The organism is Flavobacterium sp. (genome assembly GCF_027483985.1).
GTDB lineage: Bacteria > Bacteroidota > Bacteroidia > Flavobacteriales > Flavobacteriaceae > Flavobacterium.
Map to the genome: position 1 here is coordinate 1 of NZ_JAIXTJ010000014.1, position 12,584 is coordinate 12,584.

The 12,584-nt window shown below is 29.5% G+C and carries 14 protein-coding genes and 1 pseudogene; 2 read left to right on the forward strand and 13 right to left on the reverse strand.

The features are described 5' to 3' along the window. Window positions 1–150 (forward strand): 50S ribosomal protein L34 (gene rpmH / locus Q0050_RS02705; RefSeq protein WP_298392461.1); only part of this gene is annotated, 150 nt, incomplete at its 5' end. A gap of 214 nt (window positions 151–364) precedes the next feature. Further along, window positions 365–3,217, forward strand: a complete 2,853-nt coding sequence (gene carB / locus Q0050_RS02710) for a carbamoyl-phosphate synthase large subunit (protein ID WP_298392435.1) — start codon at window positions 365–367, stop codon at window positions 3,215–3,217. A 49-nt stretch (window positions 3,218–3,266) separates the two neighbouring features. Here the strand turns inward: carB and Q0050_RS02715 are convergent, their stop codons facing one another. The 13 genes and pseudogenes from Q0050_RS02715 to Q0050_RS02775 all read right to left on the reverse strand — a co-directional run. Beyond that, window positions 3,267–3,623, reverse strand: a complete 357-nt coding sequence (locus Q0050_RS02715; RefSeq protein ID WP_298392437.1) for a helix-turn-helix domain-containing protein — start codon at window positions 3,621–3,623, stop codon at window positions 3,267–3,269. 5 nt (window positions 3,624–3,628) lie between these two features. Beyond that, window positions 3,629–3,922 (reverse strand): type II toxin-antitoxin system HigB family toxin, encoded by a 294-nt coding sequence (locus Q0050_RS02720; protein ID WP_298392439.1) that lies wholly within the window; start codon window positions 3,920–3,922, stop codon window positions 3,629–3,631. Between the two features lie 200 nt (window positions 3,923–4,122). Further along, complete coding sequence (locus Q0050_RS02725) at window positions 4,123–4,599, reverse strand: hypothetical protein (RefSeq protein ID WP_298392441.1); 477 nt, start codon at window positions 4,597–4,599, stop codon at window positions 4,123–4,125. 177 nt (window positions 4,600–4,776) lie between these two features. Next, window positions 4,777–5,256, reverse strand: coding sequence for a hypothetical protein (locus tag Q0050_RS02730; RefSeq protein ID WP_298392443.1), 480 nt, complete (start codon window positions 5,254–5,256; stop codon window positions 4,777–4,779). Window positions 5,257–5,553: 297 nt separating this feature from the next. Continuing rightward, entirely contained in the window at window positions 5,554–6,150 is a 597-nt protein-coding gene (locus Q0050_RS02735) for a hypothetical protein (protein WP_298392445.1), read from the reverse strand. 122 nt (window positions 6,151–6,272) lie between these two features. Next, entirely contained in the window at window positions 6,273–6,734 is a 462-nt protein-coding gene (locus Q0050_RS02740; RefSeq protein WP_298392447.1) for a hypothetical protein, read from the reverse strand. A 165-nt stretch (window positions 6,735–6,899) separates the two neighbouring features. Beyond that, window positions 6,900–8,009 carry a DUF6438 domain-containing protein gene (locus Q0050_RS02745; protein ID WP_298392449.1) on the reverse strand — a complete coding sequence of 370 codons (1,110 nt, stop codon included), beginning with the start codon at window positions 8,007–8,009 and terminating at the stop codon, window positions 6,900–6,902. Window positions 8,010–8,156: 147 nt separating this feature from the next. Next, complete coding sequence (locus tag Q0050_RS02750; protein ID WP_298392451.1) at window positions 8,157–8,717, reverse strand: tetratricopeptide repeat protein; 561 nt, start codon at window positions 8,715–8,717, stop codon at window positions 8,157–8,159. Window positions 8,718–8,800: 83 nt separating this feature from the next. Then, window positions 8,801–9,559: a hypothetical protein gene (locus Q0050_RS02755; protein ID WP_298392453.1), complete on the reverse strand. Its 759-nt coding sequence runs from the start codon at window positions 9,557–9,559 to the stop codon at window positions 8,801–8,803. Between the two features lie 156 nt (window positions 9,560–9,715). Next, window positions 9,716–10,147 carry a hypothetical protein gene (locus Q0050_RS02760; RefSeq protein ID WP_298392455.1) on the reverse strand — a complete coding sequence of 144 codons (432 nt, stop codon included), beginning with the start codon at window positions 10,145–10,147 and terminating at the stop codon, window positions 9,716–9,718. Window positions 10,148–10,822: 675 nt separating this feature from the next. Continuing rightward, window positions 10,823–11,212, reverse strand: a complete 390-nt coding sequence (locus Q0050_RS02765) for a hypothetical protein (RefSeq protein WP_298392457.1) — start codon at window positions 11,210–11,212, stop codon at window positions 10,823–10,825. Window positions 11,213–11,396: 184 nt separating this feature from the next. Then, window positions 11,397–12,245 carry a hypothetical protein gene (locus Q0050_RS02770; protein ID WP_298392459.1) on the reverse strand — a complete coding sequence of 283 codons (849 nt, stop codon included), beginning with the start codon at window positions 12,243–12,245 and terminating at the stop codon, window positions 11,397–11,399. A 157-nt stretch (window positions 12,246–12,402) separates the two neighbouring features. Further along, window positions 12,403–12,584: pseudogene (locus Q0050_RS02775) on the reverse strand (hypothetical protein); the annotation flags it as partial.

Sequence of the window (12,584 nt, forward strand, 5' to 3'; positions counted from 1 at the left end):
ACGTTTCAACCATCGAAAAGAAAAAGAAGAAATAAACACGGATTTATGGACAGAATGGCTTCTGCAAATGGAAGAAAAGTCCTTGCGCGTCGTAGAGCTAAAGGAAGACACAAATTAACTGTTTCTTCTGAACCAAGACACAAAAAATAATGATTAGTTTCTAGTCAATATTAAGCCGTTACTTTTATTAGTAGCGGCTTTTTTTTGAATCTGTTTATAAAATTTGATAAGTTTAAACCATCATTTTTTACTTTTTAAATCAAACAGAGTACTTTTACACAACACATACAACTAAAATAACAACAGCATCTTACTACTGAAACACATTCAGTACAAAAGGTTCAGATTAAACAAACTAACTACAATGCCAAAAGACAATTCAATCAAATCAGTTTTAATTATTGGTTCAGGTCCAATCGTTATTGGGCAAGCTTGCGAATTTGATTACGCAGGCTCACAATCCGCAAGATCTATTCGTGAAGAAGGAATCGAAGTCATTCTTATCAATTCCAATCCGGCAACAATTATGACTGATCCTAGTATGGCGGATCACGTTTATTTATTGCCATTAACTACCAAATCTATAATTCAAATTCTTAAAGAACATCCTCAAATCGATGCTGTTCTTCCAACTATGGGTGGACAAACTGCATTAAACCTTTGTTTGGAAGCCGATGAAAAAGGCATTTGGGAAGATTTTAATGTAAGAATGATTGGTGTTGATGTAAATGCGATTAATATTACGGAAGACAGAGAGCAATTCAAACAATTACTTGAAAAAATCGGCATTCCTGCAGCGCCAGCAAAAACAGCTACGTCGTTCTTAAAAGGGAAAGAAATCGCACAAGAATTTGGTTTTCCGTTAGTAATTCGACCGTCGTTTACGCTTGGTGGAACTGGAGCAGCATTTGTACACAGCAAAGAAGAATTTGACGAAAAACTAACTTATGGTTTAGAAATGTCACCAATTCACGAAGTTTTGATTGATAAAGCTTTATTGGGTTGGAAAGAATATGAATTAGAACTTTTAAGAGATAAAAACGATAATGTTGTAATTATCTGTTCGATAGAAAATATGGATCCAATGGGAATCCATACAGGTGATTCTATAACAGTTGCACCAGCAATGACGTTGTCAGATACAACGTTTCAAAAGATGCGTGATATGGCGATTTTGATGATGAGAAGCATCGGAAACTTTGCTGGAGGTTGCAATGTGCAATTCGCTGTTTCACCTGATGAAAAAGAAGATATTGTTGCTATTGAAATCAATCCAAGGGTTTCGCGTTCGTCTGCATTAGCGTCAAAAGCTACAGGTTATCCTATTGCTAAAATTGCCTCTAAATTGGCTTTAGGTTACCACTTAGATGAACTTCAAAATCAAATTACAAAATCTACTTCGGCCTTATTTGAGCCAACCTTAGATTATGTAATCGTAAAAATACCACGTTGGAATTTTGATAAATTTGAAGGTGCTGATCGAACATTAGGTCTTCAAATGAAGTCAGTAGGTGAGGTAATGGGTATTGGCCGTTCGTTTCAAGAAGCGCTTCACAAAGCTACGCAATCACTTGAAATTAAACGTAATGGACTTGGTGCTGACGGAAAAGGATACAAAAACTACGAACAAATTATTGAGAAACTAACTTACGCAAGTTGGGATAGAGTTTTTGTGATTTACGATGCGATTGCTATGGGAATTCCGTTAAGTAGAATTCACGAAATTACTAAAATCGATATGTGGTTCTTGAAACAATACGAAGAATTGTATTTGTTGGAAAGAGAAATCACGAACTATAAAATAGATACTTTGCCTAAAGAATTATTGCTTGAAGCAAAGCAAAAAGGATATGGCGACAGACAAATTGCGCACATGTTAAGTTGTTTAGAAAGTCAGGTTTATAAATTGCGTGATGAAATGAACATCAAGCGTGTTTATAAATTAGTAGACACTTGTGCTGCCGAATTTAAAGCACAAACGCCTTATTATTACTCGACTTTTGAAGCCGAAATTCAAACGGCTAACGGTGAAATATACGTTCACAACGAAAGTATAGTAACCGATAAGAAGAAAGTGGTTGTTTTAGGTTCGGGTCCAAATAGAATTGGACAAGGAATTGAATTTGATTATTCGTGTGTCCACGGAGTTTTAGCTGCTAAAGAATGTGGTTACGAAACAATTATGATTAATTGTAATCCTGAAACAGTTTCTACCGATTTTGATACGGCAGATAAATTGTATTTCGAACCTGTTTTTTGGGAACATATCTACGATATTATTCGTCACGAAAAGCCAGAAGGAGTGATTGTGCAATTGGGCGGACAAACGGCTTTAAAACTAGCAGAAAAATTGTCTAAATACGGAATCAAAATTCTTGGAACTTCATTCGATGCTCTAGATTTAGCCGAAGATAGAGGACGTTTTTCTGAACTTTTAACCGAATTAAATATTCCGTTTCCGAAGTTTGGTATTGCTGAAAGTGCTGATGAAGCATCTAAACTTGCTGATAGTTTGGATTTTCCTTTGTTGGTTCGTCCTTCTTATGTTTTGGGCGGACAAGGAATGAAAATCGTTATTAATAAACAGGAATTAGAAGAACACGTAATTGATTTACTGAAATCGATTCCTGGAAATAAATTATTGCTTGACCATTATCTTGATGGAGCCATTGAAGCAGAAGCCGATGCCATTTGTGATGGAGAAAATGTCTACATCATTGGAATTATGGAGCATATTGAACCTTGCGGCATTCACTCAGGTGATTCTAATGCGACTTTGCCACCGTTTAATTTGGGTGAATTTGTGATGCAACAAATAAAAGATCATACCAAGAAAATCGCATTAGCGTTGCAAACGGTTGGATTAATAAACATTCAGTTTGCTATAAAAGACGATACGGTTTACATCATCGAAGCCAACCCAAGAGCTTCTAGAACGGTGCCGTTTATTGCGAAAGCTTATGGCGAACCTTATGTGAATTATGCTACCAAAGTAATGCTTGGAGTAAATAAAGTAACTGATTTTACTTTCAATCCTAAGTTGAATGGTTATGCGATTAAGCAACCAGTTTTTTCTTTCAGCAAATTCAAAGATGTGAACAAAGCACTCGGACCAGAAATGAAATCGACAGGTGAAAGTATATTGTTTATAGACGATTTAAAAGACGATCAATTCTACGAATTATACAGCAGACGAAAAATGTATTTAAGTAAGTAAAAAAGAAAATCCCAAATGAGAGTTTGGGATTTTTTTATGGTTTAAATTCTTAGTAAGTTTGAATTAATACATCGGTAGGTATATTTAAAGATTTGTGCAATTGTCTAATCATTTCTAAAGATAGTTTTCTTTTTCTATTTAGAATTTCACTTGCACGGCTTTTAAACCCAATAATTTTTGCTAAATCATTTTGTGTGTAACCCATTTGTTCCATTCTGAATTTAATTGCTTCTATTGGATCTGGTAAATCTATTGGAAAATGTTCATTTTCATATTGGTCAATTAAGATTCCTAAAAGTTCTAATTCATCTCCTTCTTGAGTTCCTTTTTTGGCATCAAAGATTATTTCAAGCCTTTTTAAAGCTTGATCGTAATCATTTTCTGTTTTAATAAGATTTATATTCATAATCTTTATATTGTGTTAGCATTAATTTTATCATATGCAGCGTGTGTTCCAATAAACCGAATCCAAACCATTTCATATTCGAAGTTTATTTTTACAATTAAGCGATAATTATTTCCTTTAATATTAAAAATAACTCGATTATCGTTCAAAATACTTGCGCTAGGATATTCAAGTTTTATCTCATTTGGATTTTTCCATTCTGCTTTGCAGGTTTCTCTGAACCAAGATTTTAGTTGTTGTTCGCAATCTGAATGTGCTTCCCAAAAGTCTCTCAATATTTTTTTGGCAATTACTCTCAATATTTTTTTTACAAATATAGGAAGTATTTCCCAAATTGGGAATTACAAATAAAAGTTTTTTTGTCGTTTTTTTTTATTGACGATTAATGCTAAGAATTATACAGCAGACGAAAAATGTAATTAAGTAAATAAAAAAGAAAATCCCAGATGAGAGTTTGGGATTACTTTATGGGCAAAGTATTCTTTATTTTTGGAACATTTTATTCTACAATTTCAAATATTTTATTAAATATTTTTTTCAGTTTTCTATTTTGCCATTTGAGGTTAAGTCTCGAAAATACAGAAATAAAAATAATAAATACATTAAATATAATATATATTTCTATTGGTGGTTTTGCTTCAAAATAGAAAATTGAATTAAATATAATAAACACAATAACTGGAAAATATTTTATGCTAGGAATTATTAGTTTACTAACAGGTTCGATAGTATAATTTACTATCAAATTTTTTTCAGAATTTTTATAAGTTCCTTTCAGAAAATAATAACTTGGAAAAAAATTAGAATTTTTTATAATCTCAAAAGTTGAATCGTCAAATTTTCCATAAAAGCATTTCGAATTATCAGCAAAGAAAATCGACAAAATTCCCCATTCGATTTTTAGTTTTGGAGATCCAATTTTGGTGTTTTCTTTTAATCTATTTCTAAATTCTGTTATATCTATTTTTGATTTCATTAAAAGATTTTTTTCATTTTCCTAAGTGACATTGCTACCAAAGGTTCGGCGCTACACGAGGTTTGGAACTAAATTAGCGCTATTTTTCGGATTAGCCAAAATTCCCTAATACAAACCAATTTTTCCATCAAGCCTAATACCCAAATAGCTTGTAGCGTGTGTTGTGCATTCGTAATTTTATGCTTCTTTTTTGTAATTTAACAATCTTCTAAAATATGTATTTTCAATTGTCACATTATCATTTCTTTCGACGTCGCTATATTTAAAAGTGTTACTAAAAAATAATAAATGATAAGAGTTGAATATTATAATTCTAACCCGTTTAAAAATTTTAAACTTCAGAATCACTTTAGCTTTTTTTTCTGTTTTACAATTTTTCAGAACTTCGATTTTTTTAATTAATATATTAGAAATTGATAAAACAACAAGAGGTAAAAAAAATAAATGTAAATCAATAACTGCATTTATATATTCTTCGGTATTTTCGGGAATATGTGTCGGTTTTCTTCTCCAACCATAATATGGAAAAAGGAATGAATATGCGTATAAAAAGATCGTTGTTCCATATAATACTGAATAACAATCATTGCTCAATCTAAAAAGATTAATTTTTTTTATTTTATAGATGTCTTCTTTTGTTAGTTCTTTTTTACTCATTTTTGGTATAATGACGCACAACTTTTACATAGCGCTACAAACAATCGTCCAAAATTATTTGTACTCTTTTTTTTTATTAATTGTAAATATATAAAAATACTTACAAGAATAATTATGGTTTCCCTCATAGCACAAAAAAGCTAAAAGTTAGTTTTAACTTTATGCTTTTTAGAGGGTTTTGTTGGGTTTTTGTTGTCTCATTTTTAAGTTTATACATTATTAATAAAAGAACTAAATTTATGTAACACTTGGAAATTGCGGCGAACCGCTAATATTGGACGAACTTATCTTAATTATTTAGTAATATTTAGACAACAAAATTATTCCGTAAATCCAAAAATTATATAAGATGGTATAAGTAAGTCCGTAAAATATACTTTTTTCAATATTTCCGCTGCATTGAGAAGATTTTTTAAATATCAGTCTCAATGATCTGAAAAAAATCCAATATAGCATTCCCAAGAAAACTAATATTGACATCCATAGTATTGCTCCTACGGCAAAAAAAAGATAGCTAATAATTATAGTTGCTACTATCCAAAATAGTATATTCAAAATTATTTTACCAATTCCATCTCCGATTTCTGTAAAAGAATGTTCGAAACCACTATCAGCATTTAGTTCTTTTAAAAAGTTTAGTTTTTTAGCATCAAATTGATCGGTAAGTTTGCCTAAATTATCTTTTAATTTAGTGCCGTTATACAAGCTGATTGTGATAAATAGGAAAAAAGCAACGGAAAGAATTGAAGTGGATAGTAATGAATTTTCTATAACAGTTTTATGTTTTCCAATTCCATAAAACCAAACGCTAAAAATGGTAACTAAAACGCTAAGTAAAGATATTGTAAATATTTTTTTTGAATCAATATATGTTCTTTTGTTTGGTATTTTCATCTTTTGACAGCATTTATTTTAGTATATTCGCTAATCTTCTTTTATTTTACGAGGTTGCGAAGTTTAGAACTTTTTTATATGCAAGATAATATTTCTTGCGAAACGTGAACTTGGATTTACTCCTAAATACGTAATTGCTTGAAGCGGGTGTTAACTGTACTTTTTACAATATTATCTATTCTTTTAAATTCTTCTTTGGCAGGATTTCTATTTGGATAAGTGTCTATAATCATTTCGTCATCAGCTGTTATAATCTTTATCTCAAAATATTCTTTTGGATTTTGAACCATTATTACTTCAGTACTACTATCAATTGCAAATTGTTTTTCTATTTTAATAAATCCAAAAATTCCGTTATAGGTTCCTTTTGTGATTTTAGATTTTTCAATCCTAACCTTCTTTTCAAAATTTAGTAAAACGGCTACAGGTATGGACAAAGCCAATTTTAATAATAGGATAATCGTCCAATGCAGCTCTTCTATTCTTGTGTACTTTTCTGTTAAACTTTCTAATACTAGAAATGAACCCAAAAACACAACAAACTGCAATATTGATTGCGGATAGTTCTTAATATTTTTCGTCATATACAGGATGTTGATTAAAATAGCTGCAACCGTTCCGACATTTGGCGAGGAGGCAATCTTCGGAACTAATTGTTTTTATCAAAGATAAAGTTTCTTGCGAAATGGAATGTGAATTTACTGCTAAATTTGCAATCTTACCAAACACCTCTTGGTAGCAGTAATTACTCATAATTTTTTTACTTTTTGTCTTTTTTTTAATTCATTTTTCTCGATAAAGTTAAAGCCCAAATCATAGGTTACTGAACTTTTATTTTTAGCAAATATTTTAAAGAACCTTCCATCCGTTTCAATGCTGCTTACATTATAATCACTATCATACTTAGTTACGAATTCGGCTTTAAAAGATTTTGTTGTAGTTACTGCTTTTCGCAATAAATTAGATAAGAAGAAAATTTCAGAACTTGTCAAGTTGATGGTTTTATTACTTTTTTCAAATCGAAGGTTTAGGTATTGAAAACCTTTTGTTGTTTTGTCTTCTTCTAATTTTATTTTCTGATATAAATAGGTGAGTGGTTCAATATTTATTCTGAAACTCTTTGGAGATTGTCTTCCATAATCCGTTACAGACTTCAAAATTTTGTTATCTTTTACGAAGGTAACACTTACTTCTTGGTCATCAGTCCAATTCGCTGCATACTTATCTTTTAGATTCAAAAAATTAACTTTTTTCAAATTCTTCTCAATTGCATTAAATACAGAAGCTTGTATTTTTGATTTGAAATAACCATTTTTGGAATTGTAACGAGCACCGTAAAAATATACATCTCCGTTTTTATTAATTTCTATATTGTTTATCGGACAGGAACCAAAACAAGGCGATTTTGAAATTATTATTTTGTCGAAATTCTCTTCACTATTTACCTCGTAGTTTAGTTTTGAAAATTCCAAAACTACTTTTGCATCAAGCTTTAATTTTAACCTTTTAAGATTGATTCCAACAATTTTAGAAGTATCCCATTTTTTTGAAATCGGATTTAAAATATATAAACTATCACCAACAATTTTATATTTTGTGATAGTTCCGAAAAAAGTAGTTTTTCTTTCCTCTTTTGCTGTACTTTCTATAGTTTGAAAATAACCTGGTTTACTTTCGCAAATTCCGTTGGAATTGAAGGTATAACCGAAATCGGAGTAAAAAGTGTTTTCGTTTTTCGGGTTTTCTTTTACAAAAATCCAATCGCCAACAATTAAATTGGCATAATTATTTGCTGGTTTCTTTTCACAAGAAGTTAATGTGAAAAATAGGAGAAATATAATTTTAAAATGATTCGTCATAGTTTCGCTACCAACATTCCGACATTTGGCGAGGAAGCAATTTTCGGAACTAATTGTTTTTATCAAAGATAAAGTTTCTTGCGAAATGGAATGTGAATTGACCTCAAAATTTAAAGTATAGAGCAACCTTGGTAAACAGCTGTGAATTTATTTGCAAACATTATTTTTTAAATGATATTTAGCTTCTTCGTCGCCTAGTTGGACTGCTTTATTTAAGTCTTCACAACCACCAAGTTTGTCGTTTAATTTAGTATATTTTAATAGCGCTCTATTGGTGTAAGCATATCCAAAATTTTCATTTAATTTTATTGCTTTATCAAAGTCACTTTTTGAGGCTATCAAACTATCTATTTCATAATAAGCTCTTCCTCGATAAGCATAAGGTTCTTCATTTTGTGGCGACAATTGAATGGCAATTGTATAGTTGGCAATGGCTTTATCATATTTTTTCAAATCTAAAAACGCACTTCCACGTGATATATAAACCGTTGGATATTCTTTGTCTAATGCTGTTGCTTTATCGAAACTTTTGATTGCGCTTTCTAAGTTTCCGTTTTTTTGTTCTAAAAAACCTTTCCAATAATGATATTTTACTGAAGGAAAATTTGAACCATAGATAATCATTGATGAAAGTACAAGAAGAACGATAGGAGCAACTGTTCCTAGAATTGCGATAAGTATAATTTTTAAAATTCGAGGTTTCTTCATTGAATAAAATACTGATATTATAACTACTAAAGTTTTCGTGCTTTGAGAGTTGGTAATCTCCGCAACTAATTATTTTATTTGAATTATTCAAGTAGTAATGTTCCTTCTTCCGTTAGTATTGTTTTTCCATTTTTTTTGACTTCAATGGTAACGTCGGCATCGGTATCTACTCCAATGATATTTCTGTAAACTTTGTAAATATACTTTCCACTTGAAAATGAAATAACGTGATTTCCGCCACTTCCTTCAAATTTCAATATTCCATTATTTAAAATAATGTCAGGTTTTCTCGATTCTTTTTGTCCAATTTTCCAAGAAGAATATCTGTATTTGTTAGCATATAATTTATCAATTCTTATCAAATAGTTTTTAGACATTATTTTGTAAGTTGGGCTTTCAAATATTTTTAATGATTGATGCAGCGTTTGTCTATCTTTAGATATCAAATTTTTTCGAAGATTTTTTTCAATACTACTTTGATAATTAATGGCAACTATTTTTCCTTCGTCATCAATCCAGATGAGTCCTGCATCTAACATTATTCCTCTCCAACCAACTTCAGACCATTGCTCTATTTTTGAATTTGCAACCTTATCAATTAACGTTTTGTCAAAGATTTCGTTAAATCTTGTTTTAAATTCTTCTGCGTTTTTTATGCTCGATATTGGATATTCTCGCTGTAAAGGGAAATATATTATCTTCGAAATGCTATCGATGTTTTTAACTTTAAAAAAAGTTATAATTTTATTGATATTTGCTACTTTATACTCATTAAGCTTTTCACTTTGAGTGTAGCCAAATCTAGATATGAGTAGTAGTAAAAATAATAGTCTAAATTTCATTTTGGGTGTTTTTTAAAATGACCACTATGGTTGCAACGCGTAAACAGGCTTCAATTTTAGGAACTGCTTTCTATCAAAGATAAAAATTCTTCTGCAAAGTGGATATGAATTTAGTTCAAAATTTGTAATCGTGAGATACGGCTGTTAGCCGACGGTTTATTGGAATGATGAATATAAAATTAAGCTAATAATTGCTATTAAGAATGCAAGAATTGAAGTAATTTGTAAGTATTTATAAATTTTATTAGGATTAATGTTTGTAATTATTTCGGTTTTTTCATCATCTAACAATTGGATAATTTGTTTTCCTACAACTTTTTTTGTTTCGCTAATTACGTGAACTTCGCTATATAAAACTGCAATACCAAGAATTATGCCTAATCCGAGTGACGCAATAGACATTATAAAAAATAGATGTTTTATTTCACTTAATTTATTATCGCTTTTTAACGAGATTATAATTCCAAATAGACCTACGGCTAATGTGATTACATTTTTCAGCCAGGAAAAATGTTTTTCTCGTAATTCGTCTTGAATTTTACTTAATTCAGTTACTTTCTTCTTTACTCTTTCGTCGTTTATTTGCATAATCTTTTAAAAATAGTTGGTAGTCGTTCAGTTTTAATATTTTAATGTTACTTTTTCAATCTATGTATTTTAAATTTTTATCTTTTTAACGGAATTGCTATTTTAAACCATTGTGATTCTCCGTTAGTTTTATAACTAACTGCAATATGAATTTTTCCATTTTTCATATTTTCTTCAGTTGGTGATAAATCAATTAAAATTTCATTTTCATTTAGTGATTTTGGATTAGAAAACTTTATTGTTGGTCCTGCAAAAGCGCAATTTTTTGGATCAATATTTTCAAAAATAAATTTCGTATGTGTTGTTTTGTTTTTTTTGTAAATACTTATTTCCAGTCAATATTTCAAAAGTAATTTTTTCATTTCCATTTGTGAATTCAAAACTTTCATTTGAAGGATTATTTTTTTTTACACCACAATTTGTTACAAAAAAGATAGTTGTAAACATTAATGCAAATTTAAATTTCCAAAATCTCATAATTTTCTTTTTTAATCGGTTTTTCTGCGTTCTCTAAAACTGTCGGCTAACGTTCCGGCGCTTGGCGAGGTTGCGAACTTCATTCACTGACAATTACAAATGTAGACAAAACTTTGATGTAACAATTATCATTTCTGATAAATCCCAAACCTATCAATTTCTTATACTGCTGTTGTGTGAAGGCTTTTTAATTCTTACTCATTCAACGATTTTAAATTTTAGAGTATCCTTGTTTTTAACTAAAAAAAAATAATTTTCATTTGCTTTTTTATATATTTCATATGGCAAATCTATATCAGAAATACAAGGTTTAAATATATACTTATCGAAAGAAAAATCTGGTTCGTGCTTATCCTCAATCCAAGAAGGAAAATTATTTTTATATTCTAATGGACACCAAGAATACAAATGAATATTGTTTCTAAAGCTTTTCATTGTTAAAATTCCTCTATTTAATTCTATTTTTCTTATGGTATCACTTTCTATTTTCATTTCTTTAGTTATGAAATCTTCATTTTTTTCTTTTTTGCAGGCTAATACAATTATAGAAAGTAATAGAATTGAATATCTAAGTGCTTTTTTTTTCATTTTTAATAACGTTTCAAAATTCTCCGAGTTTTTTAAAGTTACTGCCAACGTTCCCACGCATTGCGCTGTTGCGAGCTTCGGAACTGATTATTTTCTGTTAAAGATAATATTTCTTGCGAAAGAAAAACGTCCGGCTTGCACAAATTTCGCAATAGCGCAAAACGTGTGTTGGCAGTAGTTTTTTTTAATAGATGAACTTCACTTTCGGCATTTTCATCTCAATTTTTTTTATTTTGTTAGTGTCAATTCTGTTATCTATCAATGTAATCTCTTTTAAGTTTTTCATTTTAATAATTTCGTTTGGCAATTCTGTTATTTTATTTTGATACAGATTTAATTCTTCTAAACTATTTAGTAAACTAATATCACTTGGAAGAGTTTCAATATTATTAACACTTAAATGTATTCGTTTAAGATTTTTGCACTTTGACAAATTGTTAAACAGTTCTTTAGCATTAATTTTTTCTTGTCTTATAAATCCAAGTTCTTCTAAATTCTTTAGTTCAGAAAAGTTAAGAGTTAAGTTTGGAATTTGATTGCAACCAAGATTAAGTCTTTTTAGTTTTTTCAATTGATTAATTTTTGACAAATTTGAAACAAAATCAAATTCATACATACTTGTCATATCTAATTCCTCAATTATATTATTTTCAAAAAAACTATTTGGAAATGTTTTAAAATCTGTCCAATAAATATCTAAAATTTTAAGTTTTTTTAGATCACAAATTTGTTTCGGAAATGTTTTAAAATCGTTCATTCCAATATTCAATATCTGTAAGTTTTTTAAATTTTCAAGACTTTCAAGTTCATTTAAATTATTTTGTGAAACATTTAATTCTTGAAGGTTAGTTAGTTTAAAAACTATTTTCGGAATTTCTTTGAGATTGCTTTCTGATAAATCTACACGATAAACTAAATCTAGATTTTTTGGTAAACTATCTAAATTTTTATAGACTTTTTCATTTCTTAATTCAGTTAAAGACAACACATTTTCCTCTTGTTTATTGTTACAAGAAATTAACGTAAATATCATAAAAATTGCTGTCGTTATCTGGTTTTTTGTCTTGTCCTAAAATACGTTGACCATTTTTAGGTTATTACTTGAATCAAAAATACGGATTTGTAATCGGAACATTGATAACTTTTTTTAAAAAAATCCCTTCGGGTTTTAAAAAAGTTACTAACATTCCTTACGCAACCTTTCGAGCATAGGATTTATAAGGTTGTTGGTTGTATTTTCGATGTACTTCTTGTGGTGTTTTTAGTTCTAAACTCCAGTGCAAGCGTTCGTTGTTGTAAATTTTTACAGCTTCAGCAATCATTTTATTAGCGATTTGTATGTTTTTAATTGTGTTTTTTAATCCGAATTCAT

Bases quoted from the DNA above. Each gene is read 5' to 3' on its own strand.
- Q0050_RS02755 (WP_298392453.1), bottom strand. From the start codon at position 9,559: ATGAAATTTAGACTATTATTTTTACTACTACTCATATCTAGATTTGGC.
- Q0050_RS02740 (WP_298392447.1), bottom strand. From the start codon at position 6,734: ATGACGAAAAATATTAAGAACTATCCGCAATCAATATTGCAGTTTGTT.
- Q0050_RS02765 (WP_298392457.1), bottom strand. From the start codon at position 11,212: ATGAAAAAAAAAGCACTTAGATATTCAATTCTATTACTTTCTATAATT.
- Q0050_RS02725 (WP_298392441.1), bottom strand. From the start codon at position 4,599: ATGAAATCAAAAATAGATATAACAGAATTTAGAAATAGATTAAAAGAA.
- Q0050_RS02750 (WP_298392451.1), bottom strand. From the start codon at position 8,717: ATGAAGAAACCTCGAATTTTAAAAATTATACTTATCGCAATTCTAGGA.
- Q0050_RS02715 (WP_298392437.1), bottom strand. From the start codon at position 3,623: ATGAATATAAATCTTATTAAAACAGAAAATGATTACGATCAAGCTTTA.
- Q0050_RS02770 (WP_298392459.1), bottom strand. From the start codon at position 12,245: ATGATATTTACGTTAATTTCTTGTAACAATAAACAAGAGGAAAATGTG.
- Q0050_RS02730 (WP_298392443.1), bottom strand. From the start codon at position 5,256: ATGAGTAAAAAAGAACTAACAAAAGAAGACATCTATAAAATAAAAAAA.
- Q0050_RS02760 (WP_298392455.1), bottom strand. From the start codon at position 10,147: ATGCAAATAAACGACGAAAGAGTAAAGAAGAAAGTAACTGAATTAAGT.
- carB (WP_298392435.1), top strand. From the start codon at position 365: ATGCCAAAAGACAATTCAATCAAATCAGTTTTAATTATTGGTTCAGGT.
- Q0050_RS02735 (WP_298392445.1), bottom strand. From the start codon at position 6,150: ATGAAAATACCAAACAAAAGAACATATATTGATTCAAAAAAAATATTT.
- Q0050_RS02745 (WP_298392449.1), bottom strand. From the start codon at position 8,009: ATGACGAATCATTTTAAAATTATATTTCTCCTATTTTTCACATTAACT.